The organism is Devosia sp. SD17-2 (assembly GCF_029201565.1).
GTDB lineage: Bacteria > Pseudomonadota > Alphaproteobacteria > Rhizobiales > Devosiaceae > Devosia.
Genome location: NZ_CP104002.1, coordinates 319,829 through 342,657, shown reverse-complemented (window position 1 = coordinate 342,657; position 22,829 = coordinate 319,829). Strand labels below are relative to the sequence as shown.

Below are 22,829 nucleotides of genomic sequence, written 5' to 3'. Positions count from 1 at the left end.
AAAACTGTCAACAGTAGACAATGAGCGGTTTCGTCTTTAGCGTGCGACGACATGATGAGCTGCCCGGAAGGGCATTCTCTCAGGGCGACGGTCTACAGAAAAAGGACAGGACATGAAAGCAGCAGTCGTTTGGAAAGCGGGCGAGCCGCTGACGATCGAGAACGTCACGATCGAGAAACCCAAGAGCCGCGAAGTGCTCATTCGCACCGCTTACGCTGGCATTTGCCACTCCGACCTGCACTTCTCGGATGGCACCTATCCCCATCCCATGCCTTATATTCCCGGCCACGAAGCCTCCGGTGTCGTTGAGGCCGTTGGCGAGGATGTGACCCACGTAAAGCCCGGCGATCACGTCGTGGGCTGTCTCTCGGTCTTCTGCGGCACATGCCCGCAGTGCGTCACCGGCCACCCCAGCCTGTGCGAATCTGACACACCCAAACTGCCCGCTGGCGTCGCCCGTCGCATGTCCCTCAACGGCCAGGTGATTCACCAGTCGTCCAATCTGTCGGCTTTCGCAGAGCAGATGCTGGTGCACGAAAATGCCGTGGTGAAGATCGACCGCGACGTTCCGCTGGACCGCGCCGCCCTCGTCGGCTGCGGCGTGCTGACCGGTGTCGGCGCCGTCATCCACGCCGCCAAGGTCAAGCCCGGCTCGACCGTGGCCGTCATCGGTTGCGGCGGCGTTGGCCTGTCCGTCATCTCCGGTGCCCAGCTGGCCGGTGCGGGTCGCATCATTGCGATCGACCGCCTCGACAGCAAGCTTGAAGTCGCCAAGCAGCTCGGCGCCACCGACGTGATCAACGCCACTGATGTCGATCCGGTCGAGCTGGTCATGGAACTGACCAAGGGCGGCGTCAACTATTCGTTCGAGGCGCTTGGCCTTCAGGTCACTGCTGACCAGGCCTTCCGCATGCTGCGCATGGGCGGTACAGCGACGCTGCTCGGCATGTTCAAGCCCGGCACCAAGCTGGAATTTGAAGGTTCGCTCTTCATCAAGGACCGCAAGATCCAGGGTTCGTCCATGGGTTCGAACCAGTTCCGCGTCGACATCCCGAACCTGCTCAACTTCTACAAGCAGGGCCGCCTGAAGCTCGACCACCTGATCAGCGACCGGATCGAGCTCGAACAGGTCAATGAGGGCTTCAAGAACCTCTATGGCGGCACTCCGGTGCGCCAGATCATCGACTTTCACTCCGGGGTTTAGTTCATGACTGCACAATTCCCTGAGTTGCAGCCGGCAACGCGCGCCTTTCTGGCGCGCCAGCTCGGCCACTTCATCAACGGCAAGATCGTCGTCCCCGCTGGCGCCGCGCAATCCAGCGTCATGGATCCGGGTCGCGGCAGCCAGCTGACGCAGGTTCCAACCGGTACCAGCGCCGATGTGGACAGCGCCGTCAGCGCAGCGCGCGCTGCATTCACCAAGGGCGCGTGGCGGGACATGAAGCCCAACATGCGTTCTCGCGTGATGTGGAAGTTCGCCGATCTGATCGAAAAACACACCCAGGTCCTCGCCGAGCTGGAATCGCTCAATGCCGGCCTGCCAATCGGCGCCGCCAAGCTGGGCCATATCGGCACCTCGGTCGACCTCCTGCGCTATGCAGCCGGGTGGCCGACCAAGCTGCTGGGCCGTACCATTCCAGTGTCCGCTCCGGGCGAATGGCACGCCTATACGCTTCGCGACCCGGTGGGCGTGGTGGCCCAGATCGTTCCCTGGAATGGCCCGCTGATGATGGCGGCCTGGAAGCTGGCTCCGGCGCTTGCGACCGGCTGCACCATCGTGCTGAAGCCGGCTGAGCAGACGCCGCTGACGGCGATCTACCTGGCGGAACTGGCTCTCGAAGCCGGCATCCCGGAAGGCGTGTTCAACGTCGTGCTCGGCGGCGCCGAAGTGGGCAGCGCCCTTTCGTCGCACCAGGATGTCGACAAGATCGCCTTCACCGGCTCGACCGGCGTCGGCCGCGCCATTGCCGTTGCCGCAGCGCAGTCCAACTTCAAGCGCGTGACCCTTGAGCTGGGCGGTAAGAGCCCGGTCATCGTCTTCCCGGACGCCGACCTCTCGGCGGCAATCCCTGCCATCGCTGCCGGCATTTTCTCCGGCGCCGGCCAGATCTGCACCGCCGGCTCGCGCCTCTACGTCCACGAAAAGGCGTTTGACCGCGTTCTGGAAGGCGTCGCTGAAGCCGCCGGCAAGCTCAACGTCGGCTATGGCCTTGATCCAGCGACCAATATGGGTCCGCTGATCACCGCCGCCCACCGCGATCGCGTCGCCGGCATGACCGAGCGTGCTGTTCGTGACGGCGCTTCCGTTGTGACCGGTGCTGCTGCGATCGAGGGCGACGGCTATTTCTACCAGCCGACCATCCTGGCAAATCTGACGCCGGACTCGGCCATTGTGCGCGAAGAAGTGTTCGGCCCGGTGCTCTCGGCTCTGCGCTTCACCGATGACGATCTCGACGCCATCGCAGCAGAGGCCAATTCCAGCGTTTATGGTCTTGCCGCCAGCATCTTCACCAAGGACTTCTCCCTGGCCCATAAGATGGCGGCCCGCGTCCGCGCCGGCACGGTTGGCATCAACCGGCACTTTGTCGGCGACAGCGCCCTGCCCTTCGGCGGGTTCCGTCAGTCCGGCTGGGGTCGCGAGAAGGGCGAGGAGATGTTCAACGCCTATCTCGAAACCAAGTCGGTTGCAGCGCCGCTCTAAGCGTCCCTGAACCCCGGAACTAAAAAGGCCCGGCAGATCGCTCTGGCGGGCCTTTTTGTGACTTGGATAGAAAGCCTTACGAGGCAGCGTCGACCTTGGAGAGAGTCGCGACGGCTTCGTCGGTCGACATGACGTCTGCATACTTGGCGTTCATGTCGAAGAGATTGACCTGGTGCGACGTCTGCGAACGGTCGTAGACAGCATCATGAGGCACGAGAACGCGGTAGTTATAGGCAAAGCCATCCACGACGCTGCCACGCACGCAACCGCTGGTCGTGCAGCCGGTGACCACCAGCGTGTCGATGCCGCGCTCAACCAGATAGCTGACCAGCGGCGTGCCGAAGAAGGCGCTCGGATGACGCTTGGGCAGCAGAATATCGCCCGGCTGCGGCGCAACGGGTGGCACGAACTCGTAGCCCTTGGCGGCCACGCCCATCAGGGCAGGCACCTTGGCGGCAAGGCGGCCAGTGTCGAAGTTTTCCTTCGGCGCAACATAGGGGTAGATGATCGGCCAGCCCTTTTCGCGGAACTGGGCAACCAGCTTCTCGATCTGGGCGACGGCCTGCCAGCCGGTTTCGCCACAAGAGGTCGGGAATTCCTTGATCGATTCCCAGAAGGGCTTTGGCTCGGTGCCGACGGTGCGATACTGCACGTCGATGATGAGAAGCGCGGGCTTGCTGCCCACGCCACTCGCGCGCCCGAAGCCGGCAGCCTCATAGGCGTCGACTTCTTCCTGTGGAATGACCCCGTCCCAGATATTTTCGCTCACTGCTGACTCCATGAAATCGCGGCTAATGACTGACCCGATTCAAGTGCCAAAAGTGTGAACTGTCAACAGTTATCAGGCCTCAGTGAAGGCAGCCATTGCGCTGAGGCGTGCATTGCGCAAATGCGTGCGCATTGCCTTCTCGGCCTGATCAGGATCGCGCGCTTCGAGCGCCATGACGATGCTCTCATGTTCGATCAGAGCCGCCCGCGCGCGCCCTGGAAGCGTGCTGGATTTGCGACGGTGAATGCGCAGCTGATAGTAGATCTGGTCCATCAGCAGCCGCTCGATCTGTTCAGACTGAGCGGCCTTGATGATCGAGAGATGGAAGTCGTCGTCGAGCGAACGTGGCGAATAAGCCTCGCCTGCAGCAACTTCCGGCTGGGCCCGATCGGTGTTCAACAAATCCCGCAAGTTCGCGATTTCGCTGTCCGTCAGGCGCTCGCAGGCAAGACGTGCACCCATGCCTTCCAATGCCTCGCGAGCATAGAAGAGATCGATGATGTTCTGCTTTGAGAGCTCGATGACGCGCACGCCGATACGGGGCGTCCGGGTGACCAGACGCCCCTCGAGACGCCCGAGGGCCTCACGCAGGGGACCACGGCTGATACCGAGCCGGCGAGCCAGCTCGGCCTCGGACAGGCGAGCTCCAGGAAGGAACTCGCCCGACGTGATCGCGGCAACCACCATGTCCAGTGCCTCTGAACTCAGCGAGGCACCTACAATCGGTTGTATCGTACTCATACTTGCTCCCCCGATGGCGGCGCATTTCACCCGCAACGCCATTTCTGCGCAGACTGTTTACTACAATCTATGGCGTCACCAAGTACAAAGAAAGGCGTCAGGCGACATCGCCCGGAAGTTTGAACACCTTCAAGGCGTTGTCACGCATAACCTTCCGCTTGGAATGCGGACGGAAATTAAGGTCGTCCACTTCCTTGACTGCACGTTCCGGATCAATCACCCACCAATCTGTTCCGAACAGGAACTTATCCTGTCCAAAGGTATTGGCGAAGTGGACAGCCGAGGCACCCCAATGCTTGGGCGCATAGGCGTCACCGGCCATGTAGACATTCTTGTGCTTGGTCGCGACCGAGATCATTTCTTCGGTCCACGGATAGCCCAGGTGAATGCCGATGATGGTCAGTTCAGGGAAATCGATGGCGATGCGATCGAGCATCATCGGCTTGGCAACGGTCGCAAGGCGATTGTCGTCGCGATAGACGAGGCAGTGACCCACCTGCATCATGATCGGAATACCGAGCTCAGCGCAGCGCGCATAGTAAGGGTAGTAGATCGCGGCATCCGGAGCCTGGCCGAACCAGTGCGGATAAAGATGCGCACCCACAAAGCCCAGTTCCTTGACGGCGTAGTCGAGCTCCTTGAGGCCGGAAATGCCCAGCAGCGGGTTGATGCCGGCAACGCCCGAGTAGCGGTGCGGATACTTCTGCACAGCCTCATGGATGTATTCGTATGGGATCTCGGTGGACGTGCTCATACGGCGGTCACCACAGCGCGCAGCGATCAGCAGCGAGCGCTCGATACCGGCACGATCCATCTTTTCGATGTATTGCTCGGGCGTCAGGCCGCGGCGATGGTCGTCCGCCATGCGCACCTGGTCGCGGAAATTCTCGTCCGTCGGCACGCGCTTTTCAGCGATCACCTGCGGGGTGTAGAAATTGACCACGATGTCGATGGCCCCATAGCCGTCTTTGGTGGTGCTGGGGTCAAACTGGTATGTATCTGCCAAAGTGGCCTCCTATAAGCCGAAGCTAAGAAATATCATCAAAACTGTCGACTGTCGACGATTTAGCGCTCGAGCGTGCGGCAGCATCCGCTGCTGCAAACCGCTCCTGTGCGCCAACCATGTCAGCCGCGAGGCGTCGCTGCATCCGAACCGGCTTGGCCCCGGCGAGAACACCGGCCAAAAACCGCTCGACTGCAGCGTCGAGTTCTTCGCGCTCGCAAACCTGGTCGATCAGCCCGGCGGTCACCGCCGTTTGGGCGTCGAAAAGATCGCCACTACGAGCGCATTGTTCGAGAAATTCTTCCCGAGCGCGCCCACGCAGGCCTGCGAGCGCCACATGGGGGATCATGCCATGGTGAATTTCAGGCAGACCGTAGCGCGCCGTGGAAACCGAAATCGCGTAGTCGCATGCTCCGAGAAGACCCATGCCTCCGGCAACGCAGGAGCCATTGAGACGCGCGATCAGCGGCACGTTAAGCCCAAAGGCAGCGCGCAGAAACGCCCCAAGCCCTGTCGGCCCTGATGAAGCTATATCGGCCCGGATCGCCTCCCGGTCAGCGAGATTGAGACCGGCACAGAAGGCCCGCTCTCCCTGCCCCGTCAAAACGATGGCCTGGACATCCGGATCCGCCCCGACCGAGGTCAGCAGGGTGGCCAGAGCGTGAAACTCGCTGGGGTCGAGCGCGTTGGCGCGCTCGGGATGATTGAGGGTGATTGTGGCGACGGCGCCCTGCCGCGTCAGCAGCAGGGCTTCGCTTGGTCCGCTCATCGACCCTGACGGCGGTCGAGAATACGGCGTGGCTTGGCCATCGTCACCGGATCAAAAATCTCGTCGCGCTTTGCCAGTTCGATCCGCGGTCGCAGATTGGTCAGCTTGGTCACGAGATTGGCGATGTCGCCGCCGATCTCTTCGGCAGCACCGGCCACCGGCGCGAGCCGGACGAGGAGCACGTCGGGCGAGAACGGATCGGTCTCGGATTCGGAGGTCACCACGATCTGGTACTCTTCCAGCTGCTCGATCTTGTCGAGTTCAGCCTTGAGGTTGCCCAGGTTGACCAGCGCACCCTTGATCTTGATGATGTCGCCGGTCCGAACGGGCTTGGACGACAGGCGAACCGTGGTGCGACCGCAGTGCGGGCAGGCGGTGTGGTCGAGCGCGCCCATGTCGCCAACCTTGTAGCGCAGGAAGACGGTGCCACGACGGTTGAGGTGAGTGATGGCCAGCATGCCCTCTTCACCGTCAGCCAGGCGCGCGCCGGTTTCGGGATCCACGATTTCGTGGAAAATCTGGTCGGGAAGCGAACTGTGGAAGCCCGAACCGTCACAGCACTCGATCATCGTGCCGCCCTGCTCGGTCGAACCGTAGCGGTTGACGATCTGGGTGTCGGCGCAGTTGAGATTGCGCATGCGCAGACGGAGGTCTTCACGCATAGCGGGCGAAGCAGCCTCGCCCGTCGTCATGACCATGCGGACATTAGTGAAATCGGCGCCGAGTTCGGCAGCGCGCAGCAGCACGCGACGGACAAAGCCGGCAACACCCCAGATCACGGTCGCCTTGTGGCGCGCAATGGCTTCGACAGCGTCGTCGGTGCTGCGGTTGACCGGGTAATAGTGGTCGACGCGACCGGTATTGGCGATCAGCATCGCCGCACCCACTGCTGCCGCCTCATCCGGACCGCGCGAATAGGCGCCCATCGGGAAGGAGGTCTGCGGGAAGAGATTGGCGATCAAATCGGTATTCTTGAGGCCAATCAGATCCTGGCGCGTGCGGAACAGATCCTGATAGGCAAAGTGATCGTGGTTGGTCACGAAAATCGGTGCCGGACGGCCGGTGGTGGTGCCGGTGGTGTAGATGATCTTCCACAGGGTCGCCTCGGCGGCCGGCAGACCCTCGGGACGCAGGCGGAACGCTTCGGGATCGGCGAGGAAGTCGGTCTTTGAGGACGGGGGAAGCTTGACCAGATCATCGACAGTCTGAATGTCCGCCGGAGTCAGCCCCAGATCGCGCATCTGCTTGGAATAGAAGGGGTGATGCTCGTAGCAAATCTCGACCATATGGCGCAGCAGATTGTTCTGCAGCGCGCGGACGGCCTCCAAAGGCTGCCGCTGGATATCCGGCAATGTGTAGTTAGAGGCATCGATGGTCATGATATTCTCCGATGAAAGTTCTATTCCGAAATCGCCGCGGGCGTAGACCCGCTGGCATGGCTGGCTGAGGTGCCAGCAAAAATGTCGCTTGGATCAACGATCACATGCACGGGGACCGTGACCGCGCCGAGCGCCGCAGCAACGTCCTGGTCGAATACAGCCTGCCAGATCGGCGCATAGTGCTCAGGCTGTTTGAGGAGGGTCACTGCCCGACGCGTGAGCCATGCCGGATCAATCCGCGGCGGGGTAGTACGGCGGGACGCATGATCCCTGCGGAAATGCGGGTACCACAATTCCTGATCGCGCAAATGGTGCCAGAGCCGCAGGAGATAACCGCCATCCTCACTCGGGGTGATGTCAGGAGCATAGCCTGTGCGGAACAACGCACGCTCCTCAGCACTCAGGATCGGCGGAGAGCGCAGGATGACCCCGGCGACATTGGCTGGATGCTTGAGGGCGTAGTCGAGCGCCAGACCCGCGGAGGTTCCATGCGCAAAGAGCTCGACCCTTGCCCACCCGAGCTGGGCAATCACATCATCGATCTGATCCAGCCACAGCGCATTGCCCGGCGCGCTCGACACATAAGACTCGCCGTTTCCGGCCAGCTCGAACGCGAGCACAGGGCGATTTTGCGCCAGAAGTTCGATCTCCTCGAGGTGCAGATCAATGCCACCGGGAAGGTCGTGCAGGTAAATCAGCGGGACGCCGCCGTGCTGCAGGCCAATGCCAATGGCACGCACACATCCGTGGCGCGTCTCAATATAGTCCTCAAGCCGCATCGGCAGGCTCGACGCTGCAAAACCGGACTGGAACTGCGGGACGTCGCCGACTGCAGGATGGAGGCGGAGCAACGCAAGCTCTTCCTCCAGCGCAATTTCGGGATCCCGGTCCACGACATGGATGGGCGCGCCGGCAGGATAGCGCGGAATGGTCTTGAACTGGCTGTCTCCGGGGCGATTGCCCCAGAACACCGGCACCTCAACCTTGTCGACCAGCGGCAAGGTTTCGTAGCGGAAGGCAGCCTGATAGGTCTGCGCGTAGGTTTCTGCGGCTTCGAGCAGCTCCACCGCACCGCGATGCAGGAACTGTACATCCGGGAGATCAGCATCGGCGCGGTGCGCAATCACCGAATAATCCCACGGCCAGAACATGTGCTGTTCCCGGTAGCGGAAATAGGCCCAGGTCAGATGCCCGCCATCCCAGCGCGACTCGATCGGCGGCAGATATTGGGCGAGACGCTCTTCGGTATAGGGCGCGGCAAAGATCGGGAGACCATCGGTCAGCAGCATCGAAACCATCCCGGGATGGTTCAGCGCTATATCGAGGCAGACGCTGGCGCCGGTATGCCGGCCATAAAGAGCAGCCTGCTCGATCCCGAGGGCGCGCATACCGCCAACGATCATTTCGGCGAGCACAGGGATCGTAATCACCCCATCTGGCGACTGCGACAGACCAAATCCCGGAAGATCAAAGGCGATCGTGGTGAATTCTGCACCCCAACGCGCCTGCAGGTCCGACATGACCTTTGCAGAACAGGGGCTGGCATGCAGCATGACAACCGCCGGACCCTGCCCTTGGCGGATATAATGGAGCCGACAGCCATCGACCGTCACGAAACCTCGCAAGGCGGCAGATGCTGGTGGCTGCGTGTGCATCCCTGACACAGTCATGCGCTATTCCTCCGGCAATCGCCCCAGAAAGGACGTCATGCGTCATCAACTGTTGACAGTTTACAACATACGTCAGAGATTGTGTCTAGTCATATCTAAGATGGTGCGCCGTTGTGGGAATGGCGCGTCGTGCGGACGCAAGGAGACAAGCGTGACCAAACCAGCGACACGGCTTAAAAGCATATTGGCTCGCCGAGAAGCCGTGCTGATGCCGGGAGCGCCAAATGCGCTTTTCGCCAACGTAATCCAAGAGTTGGGTTATGAATGCGCTTATATTACCGGTGCCGGCGTTACCAATATGTATCTCGGCGTGCCGGACGTGGGCCTCATCACCATGTCGGAGATGGCCCAGCATATCGCGGTCATCGCTGATACTGTAAACATCCCCCTCCTCGTCGACGGCGACACAGGCTTCGGAAACCCGGTCAACACCTACCGGACCGTGCGCACCTATGAGCGCGCCGGCGCTGCAGGCATCCAGCTCGAAGACCAGAACTTCCCCAAGAAATGCGGCCACTTCTCCGGCAAGGCCGTTATCCCGACCGATGAAATGGTCCAGAAGATCAAGGCCGCCGCTGACTCCCGTCAGGACGGCGACTTCCAGATCATCGCCCGCACCGATGCGATCGCCGTCAATGGCATCGAGGACGCGCTCGAGCGCGCCCATCGCTATATCGAGGCAGGCGCCGACGTGACCTTTGTCGAGGCCCCTGAAAACCTCGAGGACATCGCGCGCGTTGCCCGCGAACTCGCCGTCCCGCAGATCTTCAACTACGTCTTCGGCGGCAAGACCCCGCCAATGGATCAGGCCAAGCTGAAGGAATTCGGCTTCGGCGCGGGGCTCTACGCCAATGCCGCGCTGCAGGCTGCACTCCTGTCCGTGCACAATGTGCTGGGCGAACTGCTCAAGACCGGATCGCTGGAAACCGTAAAGGGCCAGCTCGCGAGCTTTGAAATGCGCCAGAACGCTGTCCGCAAGGGCGATTTTGACGCAATGGAAAAGCGCTACACCTAAGCGCAGGCAGTGGCCAGTTAAGGAGAGACACATGTATGATTTGATTATTCATGGCGGCATGGTCGCCTTGCCTGGCCAGCCTCCCGCCCTGCTCGACATCGCCGTGAGCGATGGTCGCGTGGCCGCAATCCTTCAGCCCGGCGGCGATGCCGAGGCGCGCGATCGCCTCGATGCCACCGGCCGTCTCGTGCTGCCGGGCGCGCTCGACGTCCACGTGCATCTCGGGCATGGCAACGACATCTCGTTCCCGCGCGAAGCCGCAGACGCTGCGAGCGAAACCTCTGCCGCCGCCAGCGGCGGGGTGACGACCATCATCCCCTACATTCTTTCGGCCAAGGAACATTCGGAGATCTTCGACGAAATCCGGACGGTCACGGAAGCGGGCAGCCACATCGATTTCGGCTACCACCTGATCATTTCCACCGAAGAGCAGCTGGCGCAGATCCCGGCCTATATCGCCGATTATGGCGTCCCCAGCTTCAAGATTTTCATGAACAATCGTGGCGGCGAGGGCCAACGCCTCGGCCTGCCCGATATCGATGACGCGTTCCTCTTCCGCCTTGCCCAGGCCTGCGCCGCGCACGGTGGCCTCGTCTGCCCGCATCCGGAAAACATCGAAGTCGTCCATTTTCTGCGCGATCAGGTCATGGCCAAGGACCCGGAGGGCACCAATGGCCTCGCGTCCTGGAACGAATCGCGCCCACCGTTTGTGGAAGCAGACGCCATCCAGCGGTCGGCCCGTCTCGCACGTGCAGCCGGCGCGCCGATCTACATGGTGCACACCTCGTCGGGCGAAGCCCTCGATGCGGCCATTGCCGCGCGCAATGAGGGTGTCGACATCACCATCGAAACCTGCCCGCACTACCTGACCCACGACATCACCTGGGAAGGCGGCACGGTCGGCAAGATCAACCCACCGCTGCGCGAAGCGGCCGATTGCGACGCTCTCTGGCGCGGTATCGAATCCGGCGCAATCGACACGATCGCATCCGATCACGTCCACCGCAGCATTGCCGGCAAGGACGGCGGCGTCTGGAAGGCCTCGCCCGGCTGCCCGGGTGTCGAAACCATCCTGCCCGTCATGCTGACCGAGGGACACCACCGCCGTGGCGTCTCCATCAAACGTATCGTCTCGCTGGTCAGCGAAAAGCCGGCCAAGGCCATGGGCCTCTGGGGTCGCAAGGGCGCCCTGTCGCCCGGCTTTGACGCCGACATCGTGCTGGTAGACCTCGACGCGACCTACACGTTGCAGAAGGACGACGTGAAGAGCAACGCTGGATACAGCATCTACGAAGGACGCGAATTCACTGGGCGCGTCACCAACACGCTCGTTCGCGGTGTTGAAGTCTACCGCAACGGCCAGATGGTCGAGACCACAGCCGGACATGGGCGCTACCTGCGCCGTAGCCTCAACGCCTAGGAATACTGCCCGTGAGCACCACATCTGACGCACTGGCACGCTTGATCTCAAGCGTATCGGACATCCCGGCCATCACAGAGGACCTCGCGCTATACGCCACCGACGTCTTCTATAATGCCCCGAACACACCCGAAGCCGTCTTCCGTCCCCGCGACGAGAATGACGTCATGCAGCTGGTCAGTGCCGCGCAGGGTTTCGGCGTCGGTCTCTATGTCAGGGGCGGGGGGCTCTCCTACAGCTCGGGTTATCTGCCGAACCGGCCGGGATGCGCGCTCATCGACATGTCGGGGCTCGATGCCATCATCGAGCTCAACGCGACAGACCGCTATGTCACAGTGCAGCCCGGCGTCACTTGGTCCGCCCTGCGCGATGCGCTCCGGCCACTGGGACTGACGACACCCTTCTGGGGCACGTTCTCCGGCCGCCACGCCACTGTCGGCGCCTCGGTGTCGCAAGGCGCAAAATTCTTTGGCTCGGCCTCGCGCGGCAGCTCCGCGGAAACAGTGATTGGCCTGCGGGTTGTGACGGGCACCGGCGAGGTGGTTGTCACAGGATCGGCAGGTGGCGAGAACACTGGCCCCTTCTTCCGCAATTACGGCCCCGACATCACCGGCATGTTCCTCGGTGATTGCGGCGCCTTCGGCGTCAAGACCGAGATTACGCTGCAGCTCATCCCGGCCTCCAAAGGCGAGGCCTATGTCAGCTTCTCCTTCGATGATCCGGCAGCCCAGATGGGCGCCATGGGCCAGATCGGCGCCGAAATGCTGGCGACCGAATGCCAGGGCATGGACCCATTCTCAGCCCAGTCCCGCATGGCCAGCGAAGGCCTGATCGCCGATATCAAGATCGCTCTCGAAGTGGTCAAGGGCGCCTCCAGCCTCACCGCCGGCGTCCGCGATGCGGGCCTGATCGCGCTGCATGGCCGCCGCTTTGCCAAGAAGATCGGCTACCTGATGAATACGGTCGTCGAAGGCGGCGACCAGCACGACGCCAATCGGCGCGCCCGGCGTGTCCGCGCCATCGCACGCGATGCAGGTGGGCGGGAAATCCCCGCCTCCATTCCGCGCGTCATGCGCAACATGCCCTTCCCGCCCATGTCTGGCCTGCTGACGCCCTCCGGCAAGCGCATGGCCTGGCTGCACACGGTCGTGCCCAATTCGCTCGGCGGCGAGTGCTTCAATCGCACCGAGGCCATTTTCCAGCGCGATGCGGAAGACCTCAAGGCCCATGGCATTTCCCATGGCTACCTGCTGTCGACACACGGCCCGTCCGGCGTGGGTGTGGAAACTCTCATCCGCTGGTCAGACGCGCCCCTGCCGCTGCACCTGAGCTTTATGAGCGACGCCCAGAAGGCAGCCCTGCGCAAGCGCCCCGACAATCCGAAATCGCGCGAGCGCCTCAAAGTGCTGACCAAGGACATTCTTGCCGAATGGCGCGAGCTGGGCGGCGTGCATATGCAGATCGGCCGCAAATACCCCTTCATGGAGACCCGTACGCCTGCGGTGCGCGCTCTCTACGAAACGCTCAAAAAAGAGTTCGACCCGGCCGGCATCATGAGCCCCGGCAATCTCTTTACCCTCTACCAGTAGGGTCAGCCAAAATCAAAAAGCCCGGCTCAGCCGGGCTTTTTTGTATCTGAACGACTTCCCCACCTGCTCAGTGCGCAAGCCACGGAAATAAAAATGGGCTGGCGCAAGGCCAGCCCATTCGTACGCAGCTGCGAGCAGAACTACTCGAAGGTGTAGAGGCGAACGACCTCATCCGGGAACGGCGTGTAGTCGATGTCGGCCTTGACCGCATAGACCTGCTGCATTTCGTACAGCGGGATAAACTGGCGCTCTTCGGCAGCGATCTCCCAGATCTGGGAGATCATTTCGTTCTTCTTGTCCTGGTCGAGCTCTTCACGCTGGGCCTTCACCAGAACGTCGATCTCCGGATTGATGCGGCGGATATGGCCACCGGATTCGAACACGGTCGCGAGGATGTTCTCGGCGTGGAACTGCGACGAGCCGTAGGCGAAGTAGTAGATCGGGCTCATCTTGTTCTGGACCCAGGCGGGGAAGAACGCCGTGAATTCCATCGGGTTGAGCTGGACCTTCAGACCGGCCTCGGTCAGGTAGCCGGCAATGGCCTGCGCCACTTCATTGGCCATCGGGTAGTTGTTGTTCGGGTAGTCCAGCGGGATGGGCGTGCCATCATAGCCGGATTCCTGAACCAGCTGCTTGGCGAGGGCCGGATCATAGGCCGTCGGCTCGAGCGAGGCGTCAAAGCCGCCATTGGAGCTCGGGATGAGGCTGCCGGTTGCCTTGCCGGTGCCGCGCATCAGACGCTCGGCGATCGCCTGACGATCGATTGCGACGTCCACAGCCTGACGGATCTTTGCATTGTCGAAGGGTGCCAGATCCGGATTCATTTCGAGGAAGGTGACGCGGTAGCCCGGTGCAATGGCAACGCGCACATCCGGGTTACCACCAACCATGTCCATCAGCGATGGCGCAATGCTCGGAACGAGGTCGATCTCACCCGACAGCACGGCGTTCGCGCGGGCTGCATCGGACGGGATTGGACGGAAAATGCCCTTCTTGACGGCCGGCTCGCCGCCGAAATAGTCCGGGAAGGCTTCCAGAACCATGCGGTCATCCTTGACCCACTCGGCGAGGCGGTAAGGGCCGGTGCCGATCGGGGCGGTCGCATAGCCGGTATCGCCAACCTTGTCGTAATAGGCGCGCGACATGACGTACAGATACTTAATCTGGCGATCAAACATCGCATAAGGCTGTGTCAGCGAGAACTTGACGGTGTTCGCGTCCACGGCCTCGACGGTCTTGACGAGACGCAGGAACGAACGCACCGGCGAGGTGTCGTCAGCCAGCACCTTCTCGGTGGTGAAGACAACGTCGTCGGAAGTCATCAGCGAGCCGTCGTGGAACTTGATGCCTTCGTGAAGCTTGAAGGTCCATTCGACGAGGTCTTCGCTGACGGTCCAGCTTTCAGCCATCTGCGGAATGACTTCGCCGTTCCTGCCGATTTCGGTCAGGGCGTTGAACACGTTCAGACGCAGGTTCAGACCGATCGGGGAGGTGTCCTTGCTCGGATCGAGCGTCGGCATGTCACCCGAGAGTGCGATGGTGAGTTCTTCCGGAGCAGCCGTCGCTGCAACCGTCAGCGCCAGCAGTGACGAGGCGCCAAACAATGCAGCGGCAGCCAGGCCTTGGATTCGCCCAAAATGTGTCATTTACGAAATTCCCTTTGTTTCGTGCACGGCTGGCCCGTCTGCTCCTCGCAGACACGGCACCCCTCTCAGAGCACGTCAAAGGCAGTATGCAACTAAACTGGTAACTGTCAACAGTTGACGAAAATGCGAGATTTCGCATGTTTCTGGGCGCGCACGGCTGCCTGGCGCATCAGGCATATCATAACCCGATGCCCGCAAAACTGAGATGGAAGACAAGTCCCGACGGACACGTCCCAACACATATCCTGGCTTTGGCACCAGAATAACCTGCCATGAAAGATAGGGGAGAAGTGGCGGAGAGAGAGGGATTCGAACCCCCGATAGAGTTGCCCCTATGCCGCATTTCGAGTGCGGTGCATTCAACCGCTCTGCCATCTCTCCGCGAGATCGAAAGCGAACCCGAGGAAGGGATCGCGGCTGGTCGATACGGCGGCGCTTATTACATAGCAAAGCGGGTCCTGCAACACCTCTTGTCACAGCTCCACACAGGAAAAATCGAGGGGCACCAATTTCGCGCGTTTGCCATGCAGGGAACCCCGTCGAACCATGCTGCTTATCCGCCGTCACAATTGCGTGCGGCGTCGTGCCACGGCACGTGCTTGGGCTAGAGTGCCTCCTCTGCACGCAAAACGGGAGATTTGTTGTGGTTACCAGACGCACAATTGTTGCCGGTCTCGCCGGCTTGCCTATTGTACTCTCCATCAGCCGCGCCGGGCTGGCGCAGGCACAGGAGACGGGCGTGGCCGACACGATTTCGACGAGCGCAGGGGATGTCATCATTCATCCCGTGGATCACGCGAGCCTGGTGCTCCAATGGGGCGACAAGGTCCTCTATATAGACCCCGTGGGTGGGCCAGGCCGCTACGCCGCCCTGCCCGCGCCGACGGCAATCCTAATTACCCACGGCCATGGCGACCATTTCGATGTGCCCACGCTTGAGGCCATCGGCGCCTCTGTACCGCTTGTCACCAATGCTGATGTCTTCGAGAAACTGCCCGCCGCCCTTAAGGCAAATGCCACCGCCATGGCCAATGGCGATGAGGGTGAAATCGACGGCGTGCCGGTTAAGGCCATTGCCGCACACAATATCACCGAGGACCGGATGCGTTATCACCCGGTCAACATTGGCAACGGCTATGTGCTGAATTTCGACGACAGCAAATTCTATGTCGCGGGCGACACAGAGCCGACCGAGGACATGCTGGCGCTGACCGATATCGCCGTCGCCTTCCTGCCGATGAACCTGCCCTTCACCATGACACCCGAGCAGGCCATCGAGGCCACCAACAGCTTCAAGCCGAAAATTCTCTATCCCTATCACTACGGCGAGAGCGATCTCAGCGGGCTCGAAGCCGGCATCGGCGACCATACCGAGGTCCGCCTGCGGAACTGGTATCCGAACGGGCAGGGCTAAGCCCCGTCGTAACCACCCTCAACAGCCCGAAAGACCTTGACTCTCGGGCTGGTTTTCCCGATAAGCGCCCGATCCATGTGTGCCGGCTCGTCCGACGCACTGGTTTTGTTTGAAAACGCTGCTCGAGGCTGCCGGCCATTTGGCCCATCCGAGAAAACCGCAACAGGCAGGCAAGCCGCGGTGCCACAGGGCGCGACAGAAAAGGGACCGGGTGTTTGAACCATCCGGTGTTCATATGACTTTCGCTGTCATCAAGACGGGCGGTAAGCAGTACAAGGTTGCTGCGAACGACGTCATCAAGATTGAGAAGCTCGACGCCCAGGCCGGCGACATCGTCACCTTTGACGAAGTCCTCATGGTCGGCGACATCATCGGCGCACCGCTGGTGGAAGGCGCTCTGGTCGCTGCTGAACTGGTTGAGACCAAGAAGCAGAAGACCGTCATCATCTTCAAGAAGCGCCGCCGCCACAATTCGCGTCGCCGCAACGGTCACCGCCAGCAGCTGACCACCGTTCGCATCACCGAGATCCTGACCGGCGGCGCAAAGCCGACGATCGCTGCTGCCGCCAAGGCAGAAGCTCCGGCTGCTGTGACCGAAGAAGCTCCGGCCAAGAAGGCTGCTGCTAAGAAGCCTGCTGCCAAGAAGGCCGCTACCGACGAAGCCGCTGCTGAAAAGCCGGCAAAGAAGGCCGCTGCCAAGAAGGCAGCTCCGAAGGCCGATCAGGAATAAGGAGCCCTAGAGATGGCACATAAAAAAGCAGGCGGTTCATCCCGCAACGGTCGTGATACCGCTGGCCGTCGTCTTGGCGTGAAGAAGTTCGGTGGCGAAGCTGTCATCGCCGGCAACATCATCATCCGTCAGCGCGGCACCAAGTGGGCTGTCGGCAACAACGTCGGCCTCGGCAAGGATCACACGATCTATGCCCTGATCGACGGCAATGTTGCGTTCCGCACCCGTGCGAACAATAAAGTTCACGTGTCTGTCGTCCCGGCAGAGGCCGCCGAGTAACCCGGCAGGCCACAACCCGCCGGTGACCTTGTTCCCCGGCAGCGTTTGGCACAACCGAATTGCGAGAAAGGGGAACCGGTCCACCGGTTCCCCTTTTTCCGTTCCGGAGTTTTGCCATGACCACCACCGCGCTTCGCCTGCCCGCCCGCATTGTGACGGACCGACTGGTCCTGGCCACTCCGACCGCAGCGGACATCCCGGCGATCGCACGGCATTGCAATAACCGGAACATCCACAAATGGATGGCGCGGCTCCCCTTCCCCTATTCGGAAGAGGACGCCCGCTTCTTCGTTGAAGAGATCGTGCCCACCGACGCCGAGCAGTGCTACGGCCTGATGCTGGATGGCGGCTTGATCGGCGTCGTGGGCCTCACCTTTTCCGACGATGACCTGCCTGAGCTGGGCTATTGGCTGGGCGAGGACTTTTGGGGCCACGGCTATGCCACGGAGGCCGCCCGAGCGGTGATCGCGGCCGCGCGAGCGGCCGGCATGACCGGTCTGCGCAGCCGCGCGCTCAGTGAGAACGCGCGTTCGCTCAATGTCCTTGGCAAACTCGGCTTTATCGAAACCAGCCAGGGGCCGGAAACCATTGGCCCCAATGCCGGCGCACCGGCAACGTTCCTCCGGCTGGATTTATCAAGATGACCGAGCTCAGGACCGCCCGTCTGCTGCTGCGCCCCGCCCGGCCCGAGGACGCTCCCTGCTATGCCCTCGGCATCGGCGAATATGCCGTCGCGCGATGGCTGACCGCCCTGCCCTGGCCTTATACGCTGGGGATGGCGATCGAATGGCTGCGCCAGACCACGACACCGCGCCCGGGACAGGCCTTCTTTATCGTCGAGCACCCCCAGCGCGGGGTTATCGGCAGCGTGTCGCTGTTTGATGAAATGGGGTTCTGGATCGCACGGCCGCATTGGGGCCGCGGCTACGGCCGGGAAGCGGTGCAGACCCTCGTCGACTGGCATTTCGCTCAGGGCGGCACGGAGATCATTGCCAGCGCCCAGCACGACAACCGGGCGTCCCTGCGGCTGACCGCCCAGCTCGGCTTCCGGCAGGTGACGCGCCAGTACCGTTTCTCTCATGCCATGCAGCACAATGTGGACCATATTGTCAGCAAGCTGGAGCGTGTGCACTGGACAGCCGGAGATCCCCGTCAATGTGCCTGAAGACTGCCTTGCCCGAAGTGATCGAGACACCACGGCTGCGCTTGCGGACGCCCGTCGCAAGCGACCTCGCGGCGCTCGTCACCGGAGCCAACAATTGGAACGTCATGGAGCCCACGGCTTCCCTGCCCTTCCCTTATCTCGAAGAGCATGGCCGCGCCTTCATTGCCAAGGGCGCTGCACGCCGCCAGCAGCGGCCCTATGCCATTGCGCTGGGTGACAGCGATGAACTGATCGGCATTGCCGGCCTCTATTTCGCTGAGGGCGTCCCGGTGGAGCTCGGCTACTGGCTGGCAGAGCCGCAATGGCGAAAAGGTTTTGGGGCGGAAGCTGCGGGGGCACTCGTCAGAGCGGCGGGCGAAGCCGGGATCTCAACAATAAGGGCGCGGGTGCTTGAGCATAACCCTGCATCGGCGCGCGTGCTCGAAAAGATCGGCTTTGTCATCATCGAGCGCACGCAAAGCATCGTCGAGCGGCATCGCGGCAAGCCGTTGCTCATCCTGGAGTGGCGGAAATGATCCTGCCCGTACTGGAAGGCAGGAACATCCTGCTGCGCGCACCCAGGGATGACGATGCGATCCCCCTCGCGCGCTATCTCAACGACTATGGCGTGTCGGGCAATCTGGCGCGCGTGCCATTCCCTTACCATCTTGCCGATGCAAAAGCCTGGCTACGGTCGCGCCGGCCAGATACAACACCGGATGACGCCAATTTCTCCATAGAGCTTGAAGGATCAGGCTATGTGGGCCATATCGGCTTTCATCCCGGTGCCCGAGGGCCGGTCATTGGCTACTGGCTCGGCCGCCCGTTCTGGGGCCAGGGCCTGATGAGCCAGGCCGCCCAATTATGCGTCGACTGGTTCTTCCAAACGAGTGAAGCACCGGCGATCTATTCGGGCGCATTTCATTTTAACGCCGCTTCCCTGGCGATCCAGGGCAAGCTTGGCTTTACCGAAACCAGCCGATCCTGGCTTCTCTGCCTTGCGCGCGGCGCCGAGGTAGAGCATATCGACACAAAATTGACGCTCGGCGTCTGGAAGGCTCGACGCACATGAAATTTCTCGATCAGGCCAAGGTCTATATTCGATCCGGTGCAGGCGGTGGTGGCTCTGTCAGCTTTCGCCGTGAAAAATTCATCGAATTCGGCGGCCCGGATGGCGGCGATGGCGGTCGGGGCGGTGACGTTGTGGCCGAATGCGTGGACGGACTGAACACGCTTATCGACTATCGCTACCAGCAGCACTTTCGTGCCGAGGTCGGTATTCACGGCATGGGCAAGAACCGCACCGGCGCGAATGGCGTCGACGCTGTGCTGCGCGTGCCGGTAGGCACCCAGATTTTCGAAGAAGACCAGGAAACGCTGATCGCTGACTTCACCGAAGTCGGTCAGCGCGTCGTGCTGCTCAGGGGCGGTAATGGCGGCTTCGGCAACGCCTATTTCAAGACCAGCTCGAACCAGTCCCCCCGCCATGCCAACCCCGGGCAGGAAGGCGTGGAAAAGGGCATCTGGCTGCGGCTCAAGTTGATCGCCGACGCCGGCCTTGTCGGCCATCCCAATGCCGGTAAATCAACCTTTCTCGCAGCTGTCTCGGCGGCCAAGCCCAAGATTGCCGACTATCCCTTCACCACGCTGGCACCCAATCTCGGCGTCGTCCGGGCGGGCGATCGCGAATTCGTTCTGGCCGATATTCCGGGCCTTATCGAAGGCGCCAGCGAGGGCATCGGGATCGGCGACCGCTTCCTTGGCCATATCGAGCGTTGTGGCGTGCTGATCCATCTGATCGACGGCACCGACGAAGACGTCGCCCACAACTACAAGGCGATCCGCCATGAACTGGCAGCCTATGCCGATGTGCTTGCGGAAAAGCCCGAAATCGTCGTGCTGAACAAGATCGACGCGCTCGATCCCGAGGAGGTCGAGGCCAAGATCAAGGCGATCAAGAAGGTGAGCAAGGCCGAAGTGCGCGCTATTTCGGGCGCTACCGGCGAAGGCGTCCAGCAGATACTGTTCGATGTCCTGGCCGTGATCGACGCCGGAAAGGCCGAGGAAGCCAAGGCCCAGACGAACAAGATCCAGGAAAAATGGACCCCCTGATGCGTGCCAATGCGCTGGCGCCATACCGGCGCATCACCATCAAGATCGGCTCCGCACTTCTGGTCGACAAGACCGGCAAGCTGCGCAAGGACTGGCTTGATGGTCTTGCCGAGGATATTGCCGTCCTCAAGGAAGGCGGGCGGGACATCGTTATTGTCTCGTCCGGCGCCATCGCTCTTGGCCGCAGCATATTGGGCCTTTCAGCCGTTGCCCTGACGCTGGAGCAGTCTCAGGCTGCCGCCAGCGCCGGGCAGATTGCCCTGTCTCAGGCCTGGGCCGATGCTCTGGGCCGACAGAACATTGTCACCGGCCAGATCCTGATCACGCCCAACATCACCGAAGAGCGGCGCTATTTTCTCAATGCGCGCACGACGATCGCGACGCTTCTGGGCCTGGGCGCCATTCCGATCATCAACGAAAATGACAGCGTCGCGACGGCGGAGATCCGCTATGGCGACAATGACCGCCTGTCGGCGCGCGTCGCGACGATGATCGAGGCGGACTGCCTCGTGCTGCTCTCCGATATCGACGGGCTCTACACAGCGCCTCCCGCCAAAGACCCGACCGCAAGCCATATTCCAGTGGTGGAGCGCATCACCCCCGCCATCGAAGCCATGGCCGGCGGGGCAGCGAGCCATCTCTCGCGCGGCGGCATGACCACCAAGGTCGAGGCCGGCAAGATCGCCACCCAGGCCGGGACCGCCATGATCATCGCCAAGGGCACGGAAGCCCATCCGCTGCGCGCGCTGATCGAGGCCGGGACCCACACCCTGTTCCAGCCCTCCACCACCCGCGCCCAATCGCGAAAACGCTGGATCATGGGGACACTGGCCGTTGCCGGCACGCTCCAGCTTGATGCTGGCGCGGTTCGCGCCCTCATGCAGGGCCGCTCGCTACTGCCCATCGGTGTCACCAGGATCACCGGCGAATTCGAGCGCGGCGATACTGTTGGCATCACCGATCCCGAAGGGCGCGAGATCGCTCGGGGTCTGGTTGGTCTCGACAGCGACGATGCGCGCCTCGTCATGGGCAAGCGCAGCGATTTCATCGGTGATCTGATCGGCGTAGGAAACCGCACCGAAATGGTGCACCGCGATAATCTGGTGCTGATCGGCGCCAAGGAGGAGGCGAGCCATGAGCTTGGCTGAAGCCATCGATATTTCCGGGATTATGGACGATCTCGGAAGCCGCGCGCGAAAATCTGCCAGCGCGCTGGCGACCGCCAATGCCGAGCGCAAGCATGCTGCCCTTATCGGGGCAGCCTTTACCGTGCGCGAAAGGCGCCAGGAGATTCTGGCTGCCAACGCCATCGACATGGCCAATGCCAAGACCAAGGGCATGACCGCGGCCTTCCAGGACCGGCTGCTGCTGACCGAAGCGCGGCTCGACGGAATTGCCGACGCGCTGCGCGCCATTGCCGAGCTGCCTGATCCTGTCGGCAGCATCATTGCTGAATGGGACCGGCCCAATGGGCTGCACATCGAGCGCGTGCGGACGCCGCTCGGGGTCATCGGCGTGATCTATGAGAGCCGACCCAATGTGACGGCCGATGCCGGTGCGCTTTGCCTCAAGTCGGGTAATGCCGTCATCCTGCGCGGCGGCAGCGACAGCCTGCACTCGTCGCGTGCACTGGTGGACTGCCTGCGGCTGGGTCTCAAGCAGGCCGGCCTGCCCGAGGATGGGGTACAGCTGGTCCCGACCACGGATCGCGAAGCCGTCGGCGAAATGCTGCGCGGGCTTTCGGGAAATATCGACGTCATCGTGCCCCGCGGCGGCAAGTCGCTGGTGGCGCGTGTCCAGTCCGAGGCGCGGGTACCGGTCTTTGCCCATCTCGAGGGCCTAGTGCATGTCTATGTCGACCGCTCGGCCGATCTCGACAAGGCCGTCTCGATCACGCTCAACGCCAAGATGCGGCGCACCGGCATTTGCGGCGCCGCCGAGACCCTGCTTGTCCACAAGGATGTGGTCGCGACCCATCTGGCGCCCATCGTTGAGGCCCTTGCGGCCAAGGGTTGCGAAATCCGCGGTGACGCCACCGTCCTCTCCCTGCTGCCCGTCGCGGTCCCCGCGACCGAGGAAGACTGGAAGACCGAATATGAGGACGCCATCATTTCGGTGAAGGTGGTCGACAGCGTCGAAGCGGCGATTGCCCATATCGAGCATTATTCGAGCCACCACACCGAGGCGATCATCGCCGAGGATGCGGCTGCCGTCGAAAAATTCTTCAACGAGATCGACAGCGCCATTCTCGTGCACAATGCCTCGACCCAGTTTGCCGATGGCGGTGAGTTCGGCTTCGGCGGCGAGATCGGCATTGCCACGGGCAAGATGCATGCGCGCGGCCCGGTTGGCGTCGAGCAGCTGACGAGTTTCAAATATCGCGTTCACGGCACGGGGCAATTGCGCCCGTGACGCGCGCCTCTGCCTGACGCGCCAATGCTGAAACGG

Annotated in this window: 22 protein-coding genes and 1 tRNA gene; 15 read left to right on the top strand and 8 right to left on the bottom strand. The window is 62.0% G+C overall.

Annotation, left to right across the window (positions count from 1 at the left end; translation table 11 throughout):
- The first annotated feature begins 112 nt into the window (after positions 1–112).
- Positions 113–1,204 (top strand): Zn-dependent alcohol dehydrogenase, encoded by a 1,092-nt coding sequence (locus tag NYQ88_RS01765; protein ID WP_275653276.1) that lies wholly within the window; start codon positions 113–115, stop codon positions 1,202–1,204.
- Positions 1,205–1,207: 3 nt separating this feature from the next.
- A complete protein-coding gene (locus tag NYQ88_RS01760) occupies positions 1,208–2,701 on the top strand; it encodes an aldehyde dehydrogenase family protein (RefSeq protein WP_275653275.1) in 1,494 nt (497 codons plus the stop codon).
- 76 nt (positions 2,702–2,777) lie between these two features.
- Here NYQ88_RS01760 and NYQ88_RS01755 read toward each other — a convergent pair whose 3' ends face one another.
- The 6 genes from NYQ88_RS01755 to NYQ88_RS01730 all read right to left on the bottom strand — a co-directional run bounded on the left by NYQ88_RS01755 (position 2,778) and on the right by NYQ88_RS01730 (position 9,032).
- The gene (locus tag NYQ88_RS01755) at positions 2,778–3,470 is read right to left on the bottom strand and encodes an isochorismatase family protein (protein WP_275653274.1); all 693 of its coding nucleotides are present in this window, start codon (positions 3,468–3,470) and stop codon (positions 2,778–2,780) included.
- A gap of 72 nt (positions 3,471–3,542) precedes the next feature.
- Positions 3,543–4,211, bottom strand: coding sequence for a GntR family transcriptional regulator (locus NYQ88_RS01750; protein WP_275653273.1), 669 nt, complete (start codon positions 4,209–4,211; stop codon positions 3,543–3,545).
- 97 nt (positions 4,212–4,308) lie between these two features.
- Entirely contained in the window at positions 4,309–5,217 is a 909-nt protein-coding gene (locus tag NYQ88_RS01745; protein WP_275653272.1) for an amidohydrolase family protein, read from the bottom strand.
- Positions 5,218–5,239: 22 nt separating this feature from the next.
- The gene (locus NYQ88_RS01740; protein ID WP_275653271.1) at positions 5,240–5,983 is read right to left on the bottom strand and encodes an enoyl-CoA hydratase-related protein; all 744 of its coding nucleotides are present in this window, start codon (positions 5,981–5,983) and stop codon (positions 5,240–5,242) included.
- A complete protein-coding gene (locus tag NYQ88_RS01735; protein ID WP_275653270.1) occupies positions 5,980–7,362 on the bottom strand; it encodes an AMP-binding protein in 1,383 nt (460 codons plus the stop codon). Before NYQ88_RS01735 ends, NYQ88_RS01740 begins: the two co-directional genes overlap by 4 nt.
- Positions 7,363–7,382: 20 nt before the next feature.
- Positions 7,383–9,032 (bottom strand): alpha/beta hydrolase, encoded by a 1,650-nt coding sequence (locus tag NYQ88_RS01730; RefSeq protein ID WP_275653269.1) that lies wholly within the window; start codon positions 9,030–9,032, stop codon positions 7,383–7,385.
- A gap of 151 nt (positions 9,033–9,183) precedes the next feature.
- On the opposite strand from NYQ88_RS01730, the gene NYQ88_RS01725 reads away from it, so the two are divergent.
- Genes NYQ88_RS01725 through NYQ88_RS01715 form a run of 3 tightly spaced genes read left to right on the top strand, consistent with a single transcriptional unit; the run spans position 9,184 to position 13,056 of the window.
- A complete protein-coding gene (locus tag NYQ88_RS01725; RefSeq protein ID WP_275653268.1) occupies positions 9,184–10,047 on the top strand; it encodes an isocitrate lyase/PEP mutase family protein in 864 nt (287 codons plus the stop codon).
- 31 nt (positions 10,048–10,078) lie between these two features.
- Complete coding sequence (locus NYQ88_RS01720) at positions 10,079–11,467, top strand: amidohydrolase family protein (RefSeq protein WP_275653267.1); 1,389 nt, start codon at positions 10,079–10,081, stop codon at positions 11,465–11,467.
- Between the two features lie 11 nt (positions 11,468–11,478).
- The gene (locus NYQ88_RS01715; protein ID WP_275653266.1) at positions 11,479–13,056 is read left to right on the top strand and encodes an FAD-binding oxidoreductase; all 1,578 of its coding nucleotides are present in this window, start codon (positions 11,479–11,481) and stop codon (positions 13,054–13,056) included.
- Between the two features lie 140 nt (positions 13,057–13,196).
- Here the strand turns inward: NYQ88_RS01715 and NYQ88_RS01710 are convergent, their stop codons facing one another.
- Together NYQ88_RS01710 and NYQ88_RS01705 are read right to left on the bottom strand one after the other, a co-directional pair.
- Entirely contained in the window at positions 13,197–14,702 is a 1,506-nt protein-coding gene (locus tag NYQ88_RS01710) for an ABC transporter substrate-binding protein (protein ID WP_275653265.1), read from the bottom strand.
- Between the two features lie 291 nt (positions 14,703–14,993).
- Positions 14,994–15,083 (bottom strand) — tRNA-Ser (locus NYQ88_RS01705).
- Between the two features lie 262 nt (positions 15,084–15,345).
- Here NYQ88_RS01705 and NYQ88_RS01700 point away from each other — a divergent pair.
- The 10 genes from NYQ88_RS01700 to NYQ88_RS01655 all read left to right on the top strand — a co-directional run bounded on the left by NYQ88_RS01700 (position 15,346) and on the right by NYQ88_RS01655 (position 22,793).
- Positions 15,346–16,116: an MBL fold metallo-hydrolase gene (locus NYQ88_RS01700; protein ID WP_275653264.1), complete on the top strand. Its 771-nt coding sequence runs from the start codon at positions 15,346–15,348 to the stop codon at positions 16,114–16,116.
- Between the two features lie 235 nt (positions 16,117–16,351).
- Positions 16,352–16,846 (top strand): 50S ribosomal protein L21, encoded by a 495-nt coding sequence (rplU, locus tag NYQ88_RS01695; protein ID WP_275653263.1) that lies wholly within the window; start codon positions 16,352–16,354, stop codon positions 16,844–16,846.
- Between the two features lie 12 nt (positions 16,847–16,858).
- Entirely contained in the window at positions 16,859–17,125 is a 267-nt protein-coding gene (gene rpmA / locus NYQ88_RS01690) for a 50S ribosomal protein L27 (RefSeq protein ID WP_275653262.1), read from the top strand.
- Between the two features lie 116 nt (positions 17,126–17,241).
- The gene (locus NYQ88_RS01685) at positions 17,242–17,769 is read left to right on the top strand and encodes a GNAT family N-acetyltransferase (protein ID WP_275653261.1); all 528 of its coding nucleotides are present in this window, start codon (positions 17,242–17,244) and stop codon (positions 17,767–17,769) included.
- Positions 17,766–18,290, top strand: coding sequence for a GNAT family N-acetyltransferase (locus NYQ88_RS01680; RefSeq protein WP_275653260.1), 525 nt, complete (start codon positions 17,766–17,768; stop codon positions 18,288–18,290). The genes NYQ88_RS01685 and NYQ88_RS01680 overlap by 4 nt, the downstream gene beginning before the upstream one ends.
- Positions 18,281–18,805, top strand: coding sequence for a GNAT family N-acetyltransferase (locus NYQ88_RS01675; RefSeq protein WP_275653259.1), 525 nt, complete (start codon positions 18,281–18,283; stop codon positions 18,803–18,805). Before NYQ88_RS01680 ends, NYQ88_RS01675 begins: the two co-directional genes overlap by 10 nt.
- Positions 18,802–19,341 (top strand): GNAT family N-acetyltransferase, encoded by a 540-nt coding sequence (locus NYQ88_RS01670; RefSeq protein WP_275653258.1) that lies wholly within the window; start codon positions 18,802–18,804, stop codon positions 19,339–19,341. Before NYQ88_RS01675 ends, NYQ88_RS01670 begins: the two co-directional genes overlap by 4 nt.
- On the top strand, positions 19,338–20,381 hold the full coding sequence (obgE, locus tag NYQ88_RS01665) for a GTPase ObgE (protein ID WP_275653257.1): 1,044 nt from the start codon (positions 19,338–19,340) through the stop codon (positions 20,379–20,381). The genes NYQ88_RS01670 and obgE overlap by 4 nt, the downstream gene beginning before the upstream one ends.
- Entirely contained in the window at positions 20,381–21,529 is a 1,149-nt protein-coding gene (proB, locus tag NYQ88_RS01660) for a glutamate 5-kinase (protein ID WP_275653256.1), read from the top strand. Before obgE ends, proB begins: the two co-directional genes overlap by 1 nt.
- A complete protein-coding gene (locus tag NYQ88_RS01655; protein ID WP_275653255.1) occupies positions 21,516–22,793 on the top strand; it encodes a glutamate-5-semialdehyde dehydrogenase in 1,278 nt (425 codons plus the stop codon). The genes proB and NYQ88_RS01655 overlap by 14 nt, the downstream gene beginning before the upstream one ends.
- Positions 22,794–22,829: the final 36 nt, after the last annotated feature.